We start from the raw sequence: 18306 nt of genomic DNA on the forward strand, positions 1-18306 counted from the left end.
ATGCGCGCGGTGATTCAACGCGTGCGGCGCGCCGCCGTGAGTGTGGAAGGCCGGAGGGTCGGCGCCATCGGCCCGGGATTGCTGGTGCTGCTGGGCGTGCACAACTCCGATAGCGAACGCGACCTGGAATACATCCTGCAAAAAACTTTGAACGTGCGTATCTTCGAGGACGAGCAGGAAAAATTAAACCGCTCGCTGCTCGATATTCAAGGCGAATTGTTGGTTGTCAGCCAGTTCACTTTATACGGCGATTGCCGCAAAGGCCGTCGCCCGAGCTTCACCCAGGCCGCTGCGCCCAAGCCGGCCCAAGCGCTCTACCAACTGTTTTGCGAACGCGCCCGCGACCAGGGCGTGACAACGGCCACCGGCGTTTTCGGCGCAATGATGGACGTCGAACTAGTCAACGACGGGCCGGTGACGATGCTGCTGGAAAGTACAAAGCAGTTTTAATTCAATTCATTCCCAAGTCAATTGAATACAATTCATTTTAATGCCACCGATCTATCGACAAACCTTTTTTTCGCACACAGTAATCTTGCACAGCCCGAGAATACATTCATCGGACGTTTGAATATATAAATAGCTTGCTGTGATTCCTTTCCTGTTGTATAAAGTGAGAAAATTATCTGCATGGGGGTACAAATGGACAAGCGATTAGTCAATTCACTGAAAAAGGAATTGAAGGCATTCGACAAAGACCTCGCTGGTATCGATAAACAGCTCAAGGAAAAGCAACAAGTACGCGATACGCTGGCCAAACTGATTGGCGACCTCGGCGGCAAGCCTGGCAAGAAGCCGGGACCCAAGCCTAAAAAGGCCGGCAAAAAGCCCGGACCCAAGCCTAAAAGGGTCGGTAAGAAGCCGGGGCCCAAGCCTAAAAGGGTCGGCAAGAAGCCTGGTCCCAAACCTAAAAAAGTCGCCAAGAAGCCCGGGCCGAAAAAGGCCGGAGTCAAGCGTCGCAAGCGCCAGCCGATCTCGGACTGGGTGGTCGCGATCCTGCAGGCGGCGAACACGCCGTTGCCGACCAAGGAGATCATCGAGCAACTCAAGGCCAAGGGCTACATCTTCCCCGACGGCAAGACCACAGCGGTCTATCAGGCGCTCTCGCGCCTGGGCGCTGCCGGACTGGTGGCCAAAACCAAGGAAGGCTATACGCTGGCCAAGGTCGAGGCCAAACCCGCGCCCGTGCCAGTGGTCGTGCCTGAGCCCGCGCAGTAGCGTTCGCTGACAGAAGTTCAATCGTTTTAAACGGCCGGACCGACCGCCGAGGTTGGTTCGGCCGTTTTTTCACGTTCTAACAATCTGCATCCGTAACTAAACCGTAATAAAAAGCTACTAAATTTAATATTAACGACATCTGTCTGTAACGTTCAACCTCTATATTCCCCTCATATCAGGCTCGCTGGGATTGCTACCGGCCAGCCTCAGTATATTAGGATAACAATGAAGACAGGCCTTCACTCCCGATTTTCGCCGCTGGTCAAAGCAGACCATGGCAACCCGCGCTGCGGTCTGTGGCAGGAGCTGTATTACGCGGCCTCAGGTGATATGCTCACGTCATATCCAATCAATCGAGGTAAGCATGCTCAAGAAGATCGAGGCGGTGATCAAACCGTTCAAACTCGAGGATGTGCAGGACAAGCTGCAGGAGATCGGGATCAGCGGCATCACGATTACCGAGGTGCGGGGCTTCGGTCGGCAGAAGGGTCACACCGAGCTTTATCGCGGTGCGGAATACGTGGTCGATCTGCTGCCCAAGGTCAAGCTCGAGATCGTAGCGCCGGCCGAACAGGTGGATCAGGTGGTCGAGGCGATCATCTCCGCCTCGCGCACCGGAAAGATCGGAGACGGCAAGGTGTTCGTCACGCCGGTGGACGATGCGGTGCGCATCCGTACCGGCGAGCGTGGTCGCAGCGCGATCTGATCGGCAGCAACGGGCACGATCGTCTTACACTCCACTCAATCGACTATCGCTGTGCCCTGAGGGCCTTACCTTCGGTGCCGTTAATTAGACATTCCCTTCTCACAGGCAAGGAGAGATAAATGAAGACGCCAGCGGACGTATTAAAGTTCGCCAAGGACAACGGATGCATCATGGTCGACCTGAAGTTCATGGACTACCCGGGCATGTGGCAGCACTTCAGCGTGCCGCTGGATCAGCTCAGCGAGGACAGCTTCGAGGACGGCTTCGGTTTCGACGGCAGCTCGATCCGCGGCTGGCAGCCGATTCACGCCTCGGACATGTTGGTGATCCCTGATCCGACTACCGCGGTGATGGATCCGTTCATGGCTCATCCGACGCTTTCGCTGATCTGCAGCATCGTCGACCCGATCACCAAGGAATCCTATTCGCGCGATCCGCGGAACATCGCGAGCAAGGCCGTCGAGTATCTCAAATCGACCGGACTGGCCGACACCGCTTGCTTCGGCCCGGAGGCCGAGTTCTTTATCCTCGACGAGGCGCGTTTCGCCCAGAACGAACACGAGGGCTTCTACCACATCGACGCCAAGGAAGGTCGCTGGAACGCGGGCAAGGAAGAAGCGCCCAACCTGGCCTACAAACCGCGCTATAAAGAGGGCTACTTCCCGGTCTCGCCCACCGACAGCCAGCAGGACATCCGCACCGAGATGTGCGTCGAGCTGATGAAACTCGGCTACGAGGTCGAGGCCCAGCACCACGAAGTCGCCACCGCCGGACAGGCCGAGATCGACCTCAAGTACCAGCCGCTGGTGCCGATGGGCGACGCGCTAATGTGGTTCAAGTACGTGGTGAAGAACGTGGCGCGCCGTCACAACAAGACCGTGACTTTCATGCCCAAGCCGGTGTTCAACGACAACGGCTCGGGGATGCACATCCATATCTCGCTGTGGAAGCAGGGCCGCCCGCTGTTCGCCGGCGACCAGTACGGCGGACTGAGCGAGATGGCGATGAACTTCATCGGCGGATTGATCAAGCACTCCAAGGCGCTGTGTGCGCTGACCAACCCCACGACCAACAGCTATCGCCGATTGGTCCCGGGCTTCGAGGCGCCGATCAACCTGTGCTACTCCAGCCGCAACCGCTCGGCCGCCCTGCGCATTCCGATGTACAGCGCCAGCCCCAAGGCCAAGCGGATCGAGGTACGCTTCCCCGACCCGAGCTGCAACGGCTACATGGCCTTCGCCGCGCTGCTGATGGCCGGTCTCGACGGCGTGATCAACAAAATTCCGGCCGGAGAGCCCCAGGACAAGGACATCTACGGGCTGCCGCCCGAGGAGCTCAAGAACCTGCCGCACACCCCGGCCGATCTCAACGAGGCGATCAACGCGCTGGAGGCGGATCACGAGTTCCTGCTCAAAGGCGACGTGTTTACCCAGGACGCGGTGGACATGTGGATCGCCTACAAGCGCGAGCGCGAGATCGATCCGATGCGCCTGCGCCCCACTCCGCACGAGTTCGAGCTGTACTTCGACTGTTAGGCGGCGCGGACGCGCCAAACGACCTTCAGGGGCGCCCTATCCGGGGCGCCCTTTTTTATTTGATATCGAGATTGCCCGCCCAACGGCGGCCGATGAAGATTGAGGGCACCATCAGCCCCAGGCAGACCAGCAGCAGCAACAACGAACGGTTGAAAATCTGGCGGTCGTTGTCCTCGCGCTGCACGGCCACGAAGTAGTTAACCTTGTCCAGCAGTAGCGTGCCGCCGTAGTAGCGCGGCAGGCTGCCTTCCTTTTCGTACTCCAGTGCGGGCATCCAGGTGATCTGCCCCTCGCGAACCTCCGCGAGCTCCGAGGAATCGGCCGGACGCTGGGTATAGACGTTGGGCTGGGTGGACTCTTCGATCCAGACCATGCCCTCCATGTCCTGGTCGAGGAAACCGCGCAACTGGTTGCTGCTGAACAGCTTGCCCACGTAGATCTCGCCCCTGTTCGATTTTTGTCGCCGCGGGAAGAGCACCGAGCTGCGCACCTGGGTATCGCTGACCTGGGTCGGCGATTGGGGAAGGAACAGCTCGGGCTTGTTGCGCCAAGGAAGCAATTCCTGGTCGCACAGATAGAGCAACGCGCGCTCCTCGGAATCGAGCAGCACCATGATGTCTAGGTTGAGAGTCGAATAGCGATCGCGCACTTCGATCGTCGCCGGCATCTGGGCAATCTCGAGTTTCTCAGTATGTTGCAGCACGATCTTGGTCTCGGCCATCTGATTGATCGTGTTGAAGCCCAGCTGCACCTCCATCTCCAGGGTGTTGATGTGCCCCTCGATGCGGTCGATCGACGATTTGATACGAGTTTGGTACTGCTGCTCCTCGTTCGCCCGCTGGAGCGTGGCCAGCACCGAGGCGCCCACCGCCCATTGCAACAGGAAAAAGATCGCGATCGCCCAACTGACTGTCTTGCGCAGGTTTGTCTTCATGGGTGCGATTCTACGCAAATGATCATCCACGCGCTATCAGCGCTGCTGCATCTTGATTATTGATCGTCATCGATCTTGGTGCGCAGCTGCGCGGCGCGCTGGTGGGCGTGCAGCCCCTCGAGCCGCGCCAGCTGCGCGGCGAGCTCGGCGATCGAGTTCAGCCCCTTGCCCGCTTTGGCCCGCAGCACGGTCTGGACCTTGACGAAGTCCAGCACGCTCAGGCCGGCGCGATAGCGCGCAGCTCCGCCGGTGGGCAGTACGTGGTTGATGCCCGCCGAATAGTCGCCCAGCACCTCGGCGGCCAGGGAGCCGACGAACAGGCTGCCGAAGTTGCGCAGCCTGCCTGCGTATCGTGTGGGGTCCTTCAGGTGGAGCTCGAGGTGCTCCGGCGCAAGGGCGTCGGCCTGCTCCAGCGCCTGTTCGATGCGCTCGAAAAGCACGATCGCGCCGCGCTTAAGGGCCTGGGCCGCGACCTGCGCGGTGGGCAGCTCGGGCAAGGCCGTCTCGAGCTTTGCCACGACCTGCTCAGCCTTGGATTGCGAGTCGGTGAACAGCAGCGGCAGGGCACGCGGGTCGTGCTCGGCCTGGGCCAGCAGGTCGGCGCAGATCAGTTCGGCCGAAGCGTGCTCGTCGGCGATGATCAGCACCTCGCTGGGTCCGGCGAGCATGTCGATCCCCGTGTGCTGCGAAACGATGTACTTGGCCGCGGTGACGTAGACGTTGCCCGGCCCGGCAATGCGGTCCACCGGCTGCAAGCCCTCAATGCCGTAGGCCAGGGCGGCGATGGCCTGGGCCCCGCCGGCCAACAGCAGCTCGTCGACCCCCGCGACCTTGAGCGCCAGAGCCATGGTCGGATCGATACTTCCGTCGGGGCCGGGGGGAGTGGCCGCCACCAGCCGTCCGACTCCGGCTACACGCGGCGGGATGCAGCAGTGCAGCGCACTGCTGATCAGCGGGTAGCGTCCGCCGGGCACGTAGGCGCCGGCGCTGTCCAGCGGTGTAATGCGCGCCTCGGCGGTCACGCCCTCGGCGGGCTGGATGCTGACCGGACGCAAGCTTTTGAGCTGCTCTTTGGCAAAGCGCTCGATCAGCCGCGCAGCGCGCTTGATCGTCTCGGTCGCGTCGGAGTCGACCTCTTTGGCCAGTAGATGCAGCTCCTTGCGCCCCAGCAACAGCCCGCGCGGCTTGGAGCGGTCGAGTCGCTCGGTCCATTCGCGCAGTGCCGTTGCGCCGCGCAGTCGCACATCGTCGACGATCCGCCGCGCCTGCTCGAACTGTTCGTCGGTCCACAGCCGCTGTTCGCGCAGCTTGGATAGGTCGAGGTCGCGGGAAAGGATCAGCTTCATGCGCGTCGCCGTCTCTCGAGCTCGGCCAGCACGCGCCGGAAGGGCACGCCCTCTTTGGCCAGCAGAACGATTATGAAGTACAGCACGTCGGCCGCTTCCCAGACCAGGTTGTCATGGTCGGTAAAGCGGCTAAGCTCCTCGGCTTCCTCGCGCAGCTTCTCGGCCAGCAGGTTCGAGTCCTCGAGCAGCTTAACCGTGAACGAGCCGTTGGGCGCCTCGTTCATCCGCGCCACCACCACGTCGTACAGCTCGGCGATCATGTCGCGGCGCTCGCTGTTAAAGCAGGTGTAGCGGCCCAGGTGGCAGGCGATGCCGCGCTGCTTGACCGTGAACAGCAAAGTATCCGCGTCGCAGTCCAGGTCCACGCGCACCAGGTGCTGCTCGTTACCGCTGACCTCGCCCTTGGTCCACAGGTTCTGTCGCGCGCGCGAAAAATAAATCCCGCGCCGCTGGCGTAGCGCCTTGGCCAACGATTCCTTGGTCGAAAAGGCCATCATCAGCACCTGCCCCGACTCGTCGCGCACCACCGTGGGCAGCAGTCCCTCGTGGTACTTGTCCCAATCCAGCGAGCGGATCAGACACTGGTCGAGGGAGATCCGGCCGGTGTACAGCGCCATGCCCACCTGGCAGCCGAAGCCGTTGCGCTGGGTCCAGATCACGTCGTCGTAGTTGGCCACGCCTCCGGCCACAACGATCGGCCGGTCGGCGCCCTCGTCGATGCGCCCGAAAAACTCGCGGTCCAGGCCGCTCATACTCCCCTCACGGTCAACATGCGTTACTAAAAACTCCGATACGTAGGGCGCCAGGCGTTGAATACGCTCCAACGGCCCCTCGCCGGTGTCGCGGCGCCAGCCCTGATCGCTGACCGTCTCGCCGCGCACGTCCACCGCCGCCACAAGTTGTTGGGGGTTGAGTTCGCGGAGGAAGTCCGGTCGGGCCTCGGTGCCGATAATCACCTTGTTCGCACCGGAGCGAATCAGCCTCTCGTAGCGCGCGTGGTCGCGCACGCCGCCGCCGACCCGCGCCGGGGCGATATTGAGCAGCTTCTCGATCAGCTCGGTGTTGTCCCCCTCGCCCTTGGCCGCGTCCAAGTCGATGATCGCCAGGTCGCCGTAGAGCGAGAAGTCGTGGGCCAGCTCAAAGGTGTTCTCGACCTCAAGCGCCTTGCGCTCGCCGCCGACGAGCTGAACTGCCTTGCCATGGGAAATGTCGATGCTGGGAAATATCATCTTGCGTGCTCCACCGGTCTGATCGGGACGCCCGAGCGCTGAAGCGCGCGTTTGACTTCGGCGATGCTGAACTCGCTGAAGTGAAACACGCTGGCCGCCAGCGCGGCGTCCGCATTGGTTTTCTCAAAGACCTCGACGAAGTGCTCGACCAGCCCGACCCCGCCCGAAGCGATCAGCGGAATCGGCAGCTCGTCCATCGCGCTCAGCTGCGTAAGGTCAAAGCCGAGCTTGGTGCCGTCACGGTCCATGCTGGTCAATAAAATCTCGCCTGCGCCGCGATCGCAGACCTCGCGCGCCCAATCGGTGAGCTTGCGACCGGTGCCCTTGCGCCCGCCGTAGATCACCACCTCCCAATCGTCGTGGTCGCGCCGCGCGTCGATCGCCACCACCACGCACTGACTGCCAAAGGCCTTGGCCGCGCGGTCGATCAGCTCGGGCTGCTCAATGGCCGCGGTGTTGATCGCCACCTTGTCCGCGCCGGCGCTGAGCATCGAGTCGAAGTCGATCTCGCTACGGATGCCTCCGCCCACGGTGAACGGGATGAACACGCTGTCGGCCACACCGCGCACCACCTGCAGCATCGTATCGCGACCCTCGTGGCTGGCGGTGATATCGAGCAGCACCAGCTCGTCGGCCCCCTCGCGATCGTAGCGCAGAGCCAGCTGCACCGGATCGCCCACGTCGCGGATCTCGACGAAACGCACTCCCTTGACCACGCGGCCGCGGTCCACATCGAGGCAGGGGACAATGCGCTTAGCCAACATCGAGCCAGGTCCTTAGAAAATCGAGGCCGAGCGAGCCGCTCTTCTCGGGGTGGAACTGCGTGGCCACGACGTTGCCCCGGCGAACCGCGGCCGTGAACCGGCCGTGGTAGTCCGCGTGCGCCAGGGACGCATCGTCGTCCGACGGTCTGACGTAGTAGCTGTTGACGAAGTAATAATGGCCGTTAGGCAGCAGATCCGGATCGCGGCTTTGCACCTCGTTCCAGCCGATCTGCGGCACCTTGCCCGCGTTAAAGCGCAGGCATTTGCCGGGCAACGCGGCCAGTCCGGCCACGCCGGGCGATTCGTCGCTTTCCTCGAACAGCACCTGCAGGCCGATGCAGATTCCCAGGAACGGCCGTCCGTCGGCTATTGCGGCGTTGACCGCGCTGACAAGGTCTCGCTCGCGCAGCCGCTGCATCACCGCGCCGAATGCTCCTACTCCGGGAAAAATAACGGGCCCGCCGTGCTCGAGCTTCTGGGCCGAGTCAGCCAAACTCCAGCGTGCGCCCAGGTGGTCCAACGCCTTGGTCAGGCTGCCGGTGTTGCCCGAACCATAGTCGACCACAGTGATCGCCTTCGAATCGCTCACAGCGACCCTTTGGTGCTGGGCACCTGGTCCGCGGCGCGCGGGTCGAGCTCGACCGCCGCGCGCAACGCACGAGCCAGCGCCTTGAACAACGCTTCGGCGCTGTGATGGTCGTTATCGCCGTAGAACAGCGCCAAATGCAGGTTGAGCCTGGCGTGCTCGCTGAAGGAGCGGAAGAAGTCGCGCAACAGATCGAGCTCGAGCTCGCCGCTACGCGTGCCCATGAACTCCACTTTGTAGACCAGGTAGGAGCGGCCCGAGAGGTCGACCGCCGCCTGAGCCAGGGAGTCGTCCATCGGGAACAGGAAGTGCGCAGCGCGCCGGATGCCGCGGCGCTCGCCCAGGGCCCGGTCGAACGCTTGACCCAGCACGATACCCAGATCCTCCACCAAGTGGTGGCTGTCCACGTGCAGATCGCCGCGGGCTTTAAGCGTGATGTTGAACAACCCGTGCCGCGCCATGGTCTCGAGCATGTGCTCCATGAAGCCGATGGGCACGTTGATCTGCGACGATCCGTCTCCGTCGAGGTTCAGACTCAGCGCGATGCGGGTCTCTTTGGTATTGCGTTCGATCTCGGCGGTTCGCTCCATTATTCCTCCAGCTCGTTAATCGAGCCGATCATGCGCACTGCTCCGGCCTCGGCCAGGGCTGCGGCGATATCCGGAGAATCGATCCCGGCGGGCAACACGCCGATCGGTCGGATGCCGCAGGCGCGGGCCGCGGCCACGTCGTCCACGCTGTCGCCCGCATAATCCCCGGCACAGCAGCCCAGCCGCTCCAGGGCCAGCACCAGCCCCGCGGGATCTGGCTTGGCCGGCGCGTCCTGGGCGCAGACCAACGCATCGAACAGCTCAAGCGCGTTGAAGCGTTCCAGAGTCCACAGCGCCTCGGCCCGCGGCCGGGCGGTTACCACGGCCAACGGCCGCTCGCGTCCCAGGCGCTCGAGCAGTCCCGCCTCGGGGAGCCAGCGCTCGCTTAGGCGCAGTCCGGGATTCTTTTGGGTTCCGATATACAGGCGCTGGAAATGCTCGGTAACCTGCTCCAGCGAAACCTCCGTGCCGCCATCGAGCACGATTTGCCGGGTCAGCTCCCAATCGTTGGCCGCGCCGCCGCGCTGTTTGGCGGCCTGGATCTGCTCTTGGCTCACGGGCCGGCCCAGGAAGTGTTCGGCGGTTTGCGCAATGGCCGTACGGTAAGAGCGCGAGACGTCGACCAGTACACCGTCCATGTCCAGCAGCAGCGCCCGTCGCTCCAGGGTCTGCTCCAGAGCGCTGAGCAGGGTTCGCACCTGTTCGCTGTCGCCGATGGTGATCCGCAGTACTCCGGACAGCCCGAGGTCGGCACTACGGTCGCGCACCAGCACTCCGCGCTCAAACAGCGTGTCTTGGACCAGTTTGCTGCGCGCGCCGAAACGCGCCAGCACAAAGTTGGCCGCGCCCACGTGGACCTCGAGATCCATGGCGCGCAATCCGTCGACCAGCAGCGGCCGTGCGCGGTCAACCTGCGCAACGTACTGATCCACTGCCGACGAAGCGGCCAGGGCCGCACGGCCGGCGGCCACCGCCGCGGAGTTCACGCTGTAGGGGCTGGCCGCCTTGCGCAGAGCTGCGGCCGCCTCGATGTTGGAGACCAGGTATCCCAATCGCAGTCCGGCCATGCCGAACGCCTTGCTGAATGTGCGGCTGACCACCAGCCCGGGATAGCGCTCAATCAGCGGCAGCGCACTGCGGCCCGTGAACTCGAAATAGGCCTCGTCGACCAGCACCGCCGCATCGTCGAACTCCAGGGCCCGCTGCAGGATGCGCTCCAGCGCGTCCTCAGGCACCAGCGTGCCCGTGGGGTTGTTCGGGTGGCAGACGATCACGCTGCCCAGTCCGGGCTGCATCGCCGCCAGCAGCTCTTGTGTGGGGAACTCGAAGTTCTCGCCGTAGGGAATTTGACGGACATCGACGCCGCACAGTTCGGCGTAGAACGCGAACATCGCGTAGGTCGGCACGGGCAGCACCAGGCGAGATCCGGGCTCGACAAAGGTTTGCAGGAAAAGCTTGATCCCCTCGTCCGTGGCGTTGACCACCACCACCTGCTGCGGATCCACACCCAGGTGCGCGGCCAACTCGCCCTCGATCATCCCGTACTCGGGATAGGTCGCCAGGTCCTCGGGGCCGAGCTTGGCCAGGGCGTCGTAAACCGCCGAGCTGGGGCCCAAAGTATTCTCGTTGAAGTCCAAGCGCAGCTTGCCGCCGCGGCCCGCTGTGGGCGGACGGTAGGGCCTCATCGCCTGGACGGCTTTACGGATGCGTGCCATTTTATCGAGTATCTAAACCAGGTCTCGAGCCTGCCCTAGCCCTGGGTGAGTCCGATGCGCTGCAGCGCGGCCTCGGCCACGTTGCCCAGGCTTACGTCTCCCAGGGGCTTGAGCAGTTCGGATATCGTTGCAGTGCGGATCTTCTCGAACACTTCAAGCAACTTGGTATTGAGCTCGTCGACGTTGCGCAGCACCACGAACTGATCGCAGTTGCTCGCCGTGGCCAGCAGCGAGTCCAGACCGGGCTCGACATTGCCCGCGACCATGCCGATGAAACTGAACGAATCGAATTTGCCCAACTGGTCGACCAATCCCTCGATCTTGTCGCTGCTCAACGCGTCGCCGGACAGGTAGAACACAGCCAACCTGCCGTCGAACGAGACGTAGAGCACCACATCGTTGTTTTCCATCTCCTGGATGCGGATCTGGCGTTGGTTGACGCCGACCTTCAGCAGGTAGTTGACCAGGAAAATACGGAAGACCCAGGTTGAGTCGAATTTGACGCTGTTCTCCGCGTCGAACAACACCAGCCGCCGGGTGTCCTCGGCGCTTAGCTGCTCGCCGCAACTGCACTTGACTCCGGCCGCGGCCAGCTGTTCCAGGGCCGCGCGGTTCTGCACGCGGATCGTGGGCTGTCCGGTCTTGCGGCAGAACACGGCCAACTCCTCGTTGATCAGGCCAACCTCGTTGAGCTTGTCGATGTAATACTCCATCTCCTCGGCGTTGCTCTGGTTGGCCAGGAAGTCGTCGACCACCAACCCCGAGGGATTGCCCTGAAGCTTAACCAGGATGTCCTGCACCTGGGAGTCGCGCAGCACGTTGGCGACCTCGAGGTCGTCTTCGCTCGGCGGCTCGATGTCGGCCTGGCCCATGCTCGCGATCTCCTTGAGCCCGGCGTGCAGTACGTCCTCGAACGTACCGCTCTTGATCTGCTTTTCGATCGCCTCGCAGAAATTTTCGAAGCGCGCGCCGGTCTCCTCGCCGAACAGCGCGATCTCGCCCACCTCGAGATCGAGGGAGTAGTCGGGCACGTCGGCGAAGCCCGGCTCCTCGAACACGGCGTCCTCGCTGATCGTCTTATCCTTGTTCTCGACCGGCTCCACAGCCTTGACGATCAGGTACAGCGCGCCCTTGTCGCTGATCTTGAACAGATCGCCGTCAACAAAGCCGTGCGCCTGCACGCGGGGAATGAACAGTTCGGCGCCCTTCTTGGTCGTCAGGTCGATGTTAAGCTGCTGCGCGAGGCTGGTGCGCGCATGATAGACCGCACCATCGAACCCGGCCTTGGCCAACGAGGGCCAAAGCTTGGCCAGAAATCCCTCGTCGCTGTTGAAGGTAAGCTGCCGACATCGGATGTTGACTAGCATGATCGACTCCCCCCAACGCCCCGAGGTTAAATCCGGGCCCGACCTCAGGCGGTGTCATCGAAACGCCCGGTTAATAAAACGATTTTTATTGCAGCACCAATCGGCGCCCAGTGTCAAGCAGACTATTGTGCGTCTGATGCCTCAACTGGTTCTGTTGCCGGCTCCGCGGCTGGTTCCGCAGTGACGACCTCAACAGCGTACTTGGTCTTGAGCTGCTCTGTGCGCTCCATGTAGCGCTTCTGTTCCGCCCAGCTCTTGGCATGGGGCTCGATCTGATCCTTGACCTGCTCCAACGGACGCTCGGAGGGCGGAGTGGTGGCGACCACCTTGATGATGTACCAGCCGAACTGCGTTTTCGCCGGCTTGGAAATCTGTCCCGCGTCGGTGCTGAACACGACCTCGTCAAGCTCCTTGACCAGGTCGCCCTTCTCGACGCTTCCCATGGATCCGCCTTCCTGGGCCGTGGGGGAGTTGCTCATCTCGCGGGCCACAGTGCCGAACTCATCGCCGTTGTTCAGCCGCTGGAAGGCTTTGTTGATCGAGGCCTCGTCGGCAGTGCCGATGACTTGCACCTCGCGCTGCTCGCCTACGCGGAATTTATCGATGTTCTCCTGGTAAAAGGCCTCGAGCATCTCGGGAGTGACCTCGTCGAGCTCGATCTCTTTCTTGATCCAGTAGTTGTAGAGCACCTGCCTGCGGCCGTCCTCGATCATCTGCGCCAGTTCCGGATCGCTGAGCCAGCCGTTGGCCTCGGCCTCTTTGGCTGCCATGTCGCGCATAACCAGCATCTCGAGCAGCTCGCCCTGGCGTTCCGGGTTGCTCTCGAGGCCGCGACGCACCTGGTCGGGCAGGGTATCCAGCGTGCGCTGCATGTCCGACTCGTACACCGCGCCGCCGGAATAGTTTACGAGAACCGCGCCGCTGTGCTCGACAACGGGCTGTGGCTGTTCGCAGCCGGCCATGGCGGCCAACAGCGCGACGGCGGCGATTACCACAATCGATTTTATCGAATGCATTGCTTGCTCCTTAATGTAAATCCGAAGAAAAGGGCTATACCTTATACGCTTTGCCCGATCATGAAAACAGGGCAGAGCTAAATATAGCGGTACGAATATAAAGATCGGCCCGCCCTGACGGACGGGCCGATCGATGCGTTTTAGTTCAGTCTATTTTCCGCAGCAGCTCGATGCGTCGTCGTCGTCATCGTCGTCGTCGGCTGCATCGTCGTCATCGTCGTCATCGTCATCATCATCGTCGTCATCGTCGCCGCAGCCCTCGTCGACCTCGCCGTCGCAGTCGTTGTCAATCTCGTCGCAAAGCTCTTCGGCGCCGGGGTAGACAGTGTCGTCGTTGTCGTCGCAGTCCTCGCCGTCGCAATACTCGGCCTCAAAGCCGTCTCCGTCCGCGTCGCAACCCAGCAGGCCGATGCCCGGGCCGGCCAGGCTGAAGTCCTGCGGGCCCTCGGGAACGGTCGTGCCGGTGACGGTCAGGATATAGACCCCCTCGGGCGGGTCTTGCAGGTAGAGCTGCTCGACATTGTTGATGGTGTCCGTGCCAAAGGTTCCAACGTCGTCGGGATTCGAGGGATTGAGCAGCCACGGGTAGAGGATGAACCCTCCCGGGCCCTCGATCGTCAGGTCGAGATCGTTGACCAGGTTGGGCGTGGTGTTCGGCGTGCCCGGCGCATCGTCCCAGGCCAAGCTGAAGCGGATGGTCTCAACGTCGCCGATCTCCACCGGATAGCGCTTGACCGCGCCGGTCTCGACGCTGTCCTCGACATAGGTTCCCGCGGTGGTCATCGCGACCGCGGGCACAGCCTGGATCAGGCCCCAGCCGTACTTGTAGTCCGGGCCGGTGTTGCCCAGGTCCTCGGCGGTGTTGACCAAAATCGCCTTGATCGTCGAGGGCCACATTGCGCCCTTGCTCGGGAAGGTCTCGGTATAGGCCTGAATCATCAGCGCCACCAGGCCGGTGGTCGTGGGCGCGGCCATGCTCGTGCCGCACATCCCGGTGTAGCCGCTGGAGGGGTAGGTGCTGGTGACTTTATTGTCGCCCGACGCCTGGCAGCCCGGGGCGACCACGTCGGGTCGCAGGCGGCCGTCGTCCACCGGGCCCCAGCTGCTGAAGTTGGTCATGGTCTTGTTGTCGGAGTTGATCGCGCCGACCACGATGGCGTTCTTGTTGACCGCCGGCGGCGGCACGCTCTCGTAGGTCGTGGAGCAACGGTAGCCGCTGCGCTCGTTGCCCGCGGCCCAGACGATCGGGAATTTCGAGCCCAGTGAACCGCCGACGATCGCGTCGATCAGCGCCGCAGAGCTCTCGTAATCGCCTTCCCAGGCGCAGTCGTAACCGTTGAAGGTGACGTTGGAGCCGATCGAGTTGTTGCTCACCTCGACGCCCTGGTTGTTGATCGCCTCGTCGTACGAGCTCTCGGTGTCGGCCGGGTTGTTGTAGAAGATCGGTGCGGTCCAGTCGAACTCCAGGCTGAAATAGGTCACGTCCGGGGCCATGCCCTTGTACGTGGCGTTACCCGTGCCGTTGCCGCCGATGGTGCCGGCCACGTGCGTCGGATGTCCCTGAGAGCCGCTGGTGGCCTCGCCCTCGGTGACGCGTCCGGCCAGGTCCGGATGGTTACCGTAGACCGTGTCGCCGTCGAACACGAACACGTGCACGCCGTCGCCCGTGAAGCCGTAGGGCGCGGCCCAGACGTCCTCGGCGCCGATGCAGGCGCGGTTGGAATCGTTGAGCTCGGTGAAGCCCGGCGATACCTGCTCGACCCACTGCACCTCGTCCACGTCGGCGATCAGCCACAGCATCTGCGTGGAAAGCGCCGCGGTCCAAAGATTGAGCGAATGGGTGTAGGCGATCGGCTCGGCGCCCAGCTCGAGCAGCAGCTCGCGGCCGCGCTGGGCCGGGACGTCGGCAAAGAAGCTGACGTGGACCCACAGCTGGTCCGCGCTCTCCATGGCGAAACGCTCGAACGTGCCCTGGGCCAGGCGCGGGGCAAGCTTGTCCTCGGCCGACAGCGGGCCAATCCAGCGCAGCTCGGGGAACGTCTCGGCGCTGATCTGCAGATCGGTACGGATCGCCGCGAAATAAGCGTTGCCCGAGGCGTAGTCCAGCAGCTCAATGCCGCGCTGGGCCAGCGCGTTGCGTATTGCAAGACTCGGGATCTGGTTGAGCTGCACCAAGGCGTGCACTGCGCCGCCCTTATGCAGGGTGCGGCCCAGACTCAAATCGAATCCGGGGGCGGGAGTGAACGAACCGCTGCGCAGCTCAATGCTGTATTTGCCCTGGTCTGCAATCGCGGGCAGGGCCAGCGCCAGCACCAGTGCGATCACCAGCAGTGGATTGCGAAACATTTTATTCCTCCTGGAATCTGGTTTGCGTACCTTGAGCAGATAGTAGACGTCAAACGACGCGTAAACGCTATGAGTTGCGCCGCGCGCTGTCAATAAATCTCGGGCTACAGTCTACACCTGCGGCATCCACCGCAAGAAAAAGGCCCCCTCCGCAAGGAGGGGGCCATAATTAACTCTGGCTATGCGCTGTAAATCAGCCCAGCGCGATCAGGCCGGAGATCACCAGGCTGACGATCGCCATCAGCTTGATCAGGATGTTCATCGCCGGGCCCGAGGTATCCTTGAACGGATCGCCTACGGTGTCGCCGACGACCGCGGCCATATGGGCTGGCGAGCCCTTACCACCGAGGTTGCCCTCTTCGATGTACTTCTTGGCGTTGTCCCAGGCGCCTCCGGCGTTAGCCATCAGCAGGGCCATCACCACGCCGACCAGGGTGGCTCCGGCGAGGAAACCGCCGAGAGTCAACGGGCCGAACACGAAGCCGACGATCACCGGGGCGGCAACTGCCATCACGCCGGGAACGACCATCTCTTTGAGCGCGCCGTCAGTGGCGATGGCAACGCAGGTCTCGGAATCGGGTTTGCCGGTCCCCTCCATGATGCCGGGGATCTCGCGGAACTGGCGGCGGACCTCTTCGACCATCTTGGATGCGGCGCGGCCCACGGCCCTCATGGTGGAGGCTCCGAGGTACATCGGCATCAGACCGCCGAGGAACAGGCCCATCAAAACCATCGGGTCGGACAGGCTAAGCGTGATCGTTTCGATACCTGCGGCCACGCGCAGGGTGTTGACGTTATCGACGTAAGCCGCAAACAGCGCCAGGGCGGTCAGCGCGGCCGAGCCGATGGCAAAACCCTTGCCGATGGCGGCAGTGGTGTTGCCCAGGGAGTCCAGGCGGTCGGTGATCTTGCGCACGTCTTCGCCCAGGCCGGCCATCTCGGTGATGCCGCCGGCGTTATCAGCCACCGGGCCGTAAGCGTCGATCGACATCATGATGCCGATCGTCGAGAGCATGGCCACCGCGGCGATGCCGATGCCGTAGAGCCCGGCCAGCCAGTAGCTCAGGCCGATAACCAGGGCCAGTACGATCACCGGGGCCACGACCGATTCCATGCCTATTGCGAAGCCGGTGATGATGTTGGTCGCCGGGCCGGTCTTGCTCGCCTCGGCGATGTCGCGGATCGGTTTGGCGCTGGTGTAGTACTCGGTCAGCAGGCCGATTGCCATGCCGGCGGCCAGGCCGGACACGCTGGCCAGCCAGATCTTGAGCCACATGTAATCGCCGATGCCGCCGATTAAAATCCAGGAAGCGACAAAGCTCAGCGCAACGTATCCGCCGTTGGCGTACCAATTGGCGTAGCGCAGGGCCTTCTGCGGATCCTTGTTGACCATCGATTCAAGCTTCTTGCCGCCCCACATCGAGGCCAGCAGGCCGACCATGATGAACAGCAACGGCAAGGTCATGAAGTTGAGCACCCAGTGCGCGTTGGCTTCGATATTGTCGACGCCGACGATCGAACCGACCGTGGTGTAAGCCATCACCATCGTGGCGATTACCGCACCAACGTAGCTCTCGAACAGGTCGGCGCCCATGCCGGCCACGTCGCCGACGTTGTCGCCCACGTTGTCCGCGATGACTGCCGGGTTGCGCGGGTCGTCCTCGGGGATTCCGGCCTCGACTTTACCCACCAGGTCGGCGCCGACGTCAGCGGCCTTGGTGTAGATGCCGCCGCCCACGCGCGCAAACAGCGCGATCGAGCTGGCGCCCATACCGAACGGCGCGATCACCTCGGCAAAGACATCTAGCTGGGCGAGGAACTCGCGGATCGCTCCGGCCGAGCCGTCGCCCATGCCGATGATCCACACCGGGCCGATGAAGTAGAAGATACCCAGGCCCAACAGGCCCAGGCTGGCCACGGCCATGCCCATCACGTTGCCGCCGGCGAAGGCCATTGACAGTGCCGCTCCCGCGCCCTGTTCTTTGGCTGCCCAGGCGGTGCGCGTGTTGGCCTTGGTCGCGGCGTGCATGCCGAAATAGCCGGCGGCCAGCGAACACAGCGCGCCGGTCAGGAACGCCAGGGCGCCGATCCAGCCCTTGAACACGACAAGCGCGATGAACACCACGGTGATGAAAACCGAGAGGATGCGGTATTCGCGCTTGAGGAAGACCATCGCTCCCTTGTGGATCGCATCGCCGATCTCGCGCATCTTCTCGTTGCCCGCGTCGGCCTTAAGAATCTTCTGGTAGACTTTCCACGCCCAATAGAGGCCTACGACCCCTAAAAACGGCGCGAAGAATCCGAAAAAGTCGCCTCTAGTCATTGCTGAGCTCCTTGGTCGAATGTCTCCGGATCATTTGCCACGGTCCCCCCTTGGGACCGGTTGTATACATTCATCGCCGCGTTCAATCCCTTGTCCAGGGTCGTGAGCAGCGCCTCGGCAGCGCGCTCCGCGGCCGTTTCGATCAGCTCGAGCTGGTCGGCCCCGGGGCGTTGCAGCACGTAGTCGGCCGGATCGATCGACCCTTGGGGACGACCGATGCCGATGCGCACACGGACGAAGCCGTCCGCTCCCAGATCTCCGACAATCGAATTCAGACCTTTGTGTCCGCCGCTGCCGCCGCCGAGCTTGAGCCGCACCGCGCCGGTCGGCAGGTCGAGGTCATCGTGAATCACGAACAGCTCTGAAGGGTCGAGGTTGTAAAACCCCACGGCCGCGGCGGCGCTGCGGCCAGAGAGGTTCATGTATGTGCGCGGTTTAAGCAAAATCAACTTCTCTTTACCGTGGTGCGCTTCAGCGCAGCGCGCGTTGAAACGAACCCTTGAAAACTCTACTCCAAGCTTCCCGGCCAGGGCGTTGAGCGCGAGAAATCCCGCGTTATGTCGCGTCCCGGCATATTTCTCACCGGGATTGCCCAGGCCGCAGATGATCTTCATCAGATAGGCGCCAGCCG

16 protein-coding genes are annotated in these 18306 nt (G+C 62.7%); 4 read left to right on the top strand and 12 right to left on the bottom strand.

Features of this window, described 5'->3' with window-relative positions; genetic code table 11:
* From dtd to glnA, 4 genes are all read left to right on the top strand, one after another.
* A complete protein-coding gene (dtd, locus tag P9M14_13620; protein ID MDP8256783.1) occupies positions 1 to 450 on the top strand; it encodes a D-aminoacyl-tRNA deacylase in 450 nt (149 codons plus the stop codon).
* Positions 451 to 642: 192 nt separating this feature from the next.
* Positions 643 to 1218: a hypothetical protein gene (locus tag P9M14_13625; GenBank protein MDP8256784.1), complete on the top strand. Its 576-nt coding sequence runs from the start codon at positions 643 to 645 to the stop codon at positions 1216 to 1218.
* A 364-nt stretch (positions 1219 to 1582) separates the two neighbouring features.
* The gene (locus tag P9M14_13630) at positions 1583 to 1924 is read left to right on the top strand and encodes a P-II family nitrogen regulator (GenBank protein ID MDP8256785.1); all 342 of its coding nucleotides are present in this window, start codon (positions 1583 to 1585) and stop codon (positions 1922 to 1924) included.
* A gap of 119 nt (positions 1925 to 2043) precedes the next feature.
* Positions 2044 to 3459, top strand: coding sequence for a type I glutamate--ammonia ligase (gene glnA, locus P9M14_13635; protein MDP8256786.1), 1416 nt, complete (start codon positions 2044 to 2046; stop codon positions 3457 to 3459).
* 55 nt (positions 3460 to 3514) lie between these two features.
* Here the strand turns inward: glnA and P9M14_13640 are convergent, their stop codons facing one another.
* The 12 genes from P9M14_13640 to pth all read right to left on the bottom strand — a co-directional run bounded on the left by P9M14_13640 (position 3515) and on the right by pth (position 18289).
* Positions 3515 to 4393: a hypothetical protein gene (locus P9M14_13640; GenBank protein ID MDP8256787.1), complete on the bottom strand. Its 879-nt coding sequence runs from the start codon at positions 4391 to 4393 to the stop codon at positions 3515 to 3517.
* A 56-nt stretch (positions 4394 to 4449) separates the two neighbouring features.
* Positions 4450 to 5739, bottom strand: a complete 1290-nt coding sequence (hisD, locus tag P9M14_13645; protein ID MDP8256788.1) for a histidinol dehydrogenase — start codon at positions 5737 to 5739, stop codon at positions 4450 to 4452.
* The gene (gene hisE, locus P9M14_13650) at positions 5736 to 6968 is read right to left on the bottom strand and encodes a phosphoribosyl-ATP diphosphatase (GenBank protein ID MDP8256789.1); all 1233 of its coding nucleotides are present in this window, start codon (positions 6966 to 6968) and stop codon (positions 5736 to 5738) included. The genes hisD and hisE overlap by 4 nt, the downstream gene beginning before the upstream one ends.
* Positions 6965 to 7732 (bottom strand): imidazole glycerol phosphate synthase subunit HisF, encoded by a 768-nt coding sequence (hisF, locus tag P9M14_13655; GenBank protein MDP8256790.1) that lies wholly within the window; start codon positions 7730 to 7732, stop codon positions 6965 to 6967. The genes hisE and hisF overlap by 4 nt, the downstream gene beginning before the upstream one ends.
* The gene (gene hisH / locus P9M14_13660; GenBank protein MDP8256791.1) at positions 7722 to 8321 is read right to left on the bottom strand and encodes an imidazole glycerol phosphate synthase subunit HisH; all 600 of its coding nucleotides are present in this window, start codon (positions 8319 to 8321) and stop codon (positions 7722 to 7724) included. The genes hisF and hisH overlap by 11 nt, the downstream gene beginning before the upstream one ends.
* The gene (hisB, locus tag P9M14_13665) at positions 8318 to 8908 is read right to left on the bottom strand and encodes an imidazoleglycerol-phosphate dehydratase HisB (protein ID MDP8256792.1); all 591 of its coding nucleotides are present in this window, start codon (positions 8906 to 8908) and stop codon (positions 8318 to 8320) included. Before hisB ends, hisH begins: the two co-directional genes overlap by 4 nt.
* On the bottom strand, positions 8908 to 10623 hold the full coding sequence (gene hisC, locus P9M14_13670) for a histidinol-phosphate transaminase (protein ID MDP8256793.1): 1716 nt from the start codon (positions 10621 to 10623) through the stop codon (positions 8908 to 8910). Before hisC ends, hisB begins: the two co-directional genes overlap by 1 nt.
* 35 nt (positions 10624 to 10658) lie before the next feature.
* Positions 10659 to 11990 carry a hypothetical protein gene (locus P9M14_13675; GenBank protein ID MDP8256794.1) on the bottom strand — a complete coding sequence of 444 codons (1332 nt, stop codon included), beginning with the start codon at positions 11988 to 11990 and terminating at the stop codon, positions 10659 to 10661.
* Positions 11991 to 12112: 122 nt separating this feature from the next.
* Positions 12113 to 13006 (bottom strand): peptidylprolyl isomerase, encoded by an 894-nt coding sequence (locus P9M14_13680; protein MDP8256795.1) that lies wholly within the window; start codon positions 13004 to 13006, stop codon positions 12113 to 12115.
* Between the two features lie 150 nt (positions 13007 to 13156).
* The gene (locus tag P9M14_13685) at positions 13157 to 15352 is read right to left on the bottom strand and encodes a S8 family serine peptidase (GenBank protein ID MDP8256796.1); all 2196 of its coding nucleotides are present in this window, start codon (positions 15350 to 15352) and stop codon (positions 13157 to 13159) included.
* 193 nt (positions 15353 to 15545) lie between these two features.
* The gene (locus P9M14_13690) at positions 15546 to 17675 is read right to left on the bottom strand and encodes a sodium-translocating pyrophosphatase (protein ID MDP8256797.1); all 2130 of its coding nucleotides are present in this window, start codon (positions 17673 to 17675) and stop codon (positions 15546 to 15548) included.
* Complete coding sequence (gene pth / locus P9M14_13695) at positions 17672 to 18289, bottom strand: aminoacyl-tRNA hydrolase (GenBank protein ID MDP8256798.1); 618 nt, start codon at positions 18287 to 18289, stop codon at positions 17672 to 17674. Before pth ends, P9M14_13690 begins: the two co-directional genes overlap by 4 nt.
* Between the last annotated feature and the right edge of the window lie 17 nt (positions 18290 to 18306).

The organism is Candidatus Alcyoniella australis, assembly GCA_030765605.1.
Taxonomy (GTDB): Bacteria; Lernaellota; Lernaellaia; order JAVCCG01; family Alcyoniellaceae; genus Alcyoniella; species Alcyoniella australis.

Bases quoted from the DNA above. Each gene is read 5' to 3' on its own strand.
- dtd (MDP8256783.1), top strand. From the start codon at position 1: ATGCGCGCGGTGATTCAACGCGTGCGGCGCGCCGCCGTGAGTGTGGAA.
- P9M14_13625 (MDP8256784.1), top strand. From the start codon at position 643: ATGGACAAGCGATTAGTCAATTCACTGAAAAAGGAATTGAAGGCATTC.
- P9M14_13630 (MDP8256785.1), top strand. From the start codon at position 1,583: ATGCTCAAGAAGATCGAGGCGGTGATCAAACCGTTCAAACTCGAGGAT.
- glnA (MDP8256786.1), top strand. From the start codon at position 2,044: ATGAAGACGCCAGCGGACGTATTAAAGTTCGCCAAGGACAACGGATGC.
- P9M14_13640 (MDP8256787.1), bottom strand. From the start codon at position 4,393: ATGAAGACAAACCTGCGCAAGACAGTCAGTTGGGCGATCGCGATCTTT.
- hisD (MDP8256788.1), bottom strand. From the start codon at position 5,739: ATGAAGCTGATCCTTTCCCGCGACCTCGACCTATCCAAGCTGCGCGAA.
- hisE (MDP8256789.1), bottom strand. From the start codon at position 6,968: ATGATATTTCCCAGCATCGACATTTCCCATGGCAAGGCAGTTCAGCTC.
- hisF (MDP8256790.1), bottom strand. From the start codon at position 7,732: ATGTTGGCTAAGCGCATTGTCCCCTGCCTCGATGTGGACCGCGGCCGC.
- hisB (MDP8256792.1), bottom strand. From the start codon at position 8,908: ATGGAGCGAACCGCCGAGATCGAACGCAATACCAAAGAGACCCGCATC.
- hisC (MDP8256793.1), bottom strand. From the start codon at position 10,623: ATGGCACGCATCCGTAAAGCCGTCCAGGCGATGAGGCCCTACCGTCCG.
- P9M14_13675 (MDP8256794.1), bottom strand. From the start codon at position 11,990: ATGCTAGTCAACATCCGATGTCGGCAGCTTACCTTCAACAGCGACGAG.
- P9M14_13680 (MDP8256795.1), bottom strand. From the start codon at position 13,006: ATGCATTCGATAAAATCGATTGTGGTAATCGCCGCCGTCGCGCTGTTG.
- P9M14_13685 (MDP8256796.1), bottom strand. From the start codon at position 15,352: ATGTTTCGCAATCCACTGCTGGTGATCGCACTGGTGCTGGCGCTGGCC.
- P9M14_13690 (MDP8256797.1), bottom strand. From the start codon at position 17,675: ATGACTAGAGGCGACTTTTTCGGATTCTTCGCGCCGTTTTTAGGGGTC.
- pth (MDP8256798.1), bottom strand. From the start codon at position 18,289: ATGAAGATCATCTGCGGCCTGGGCAATCCCGGTGAGAAATATGCCGGG.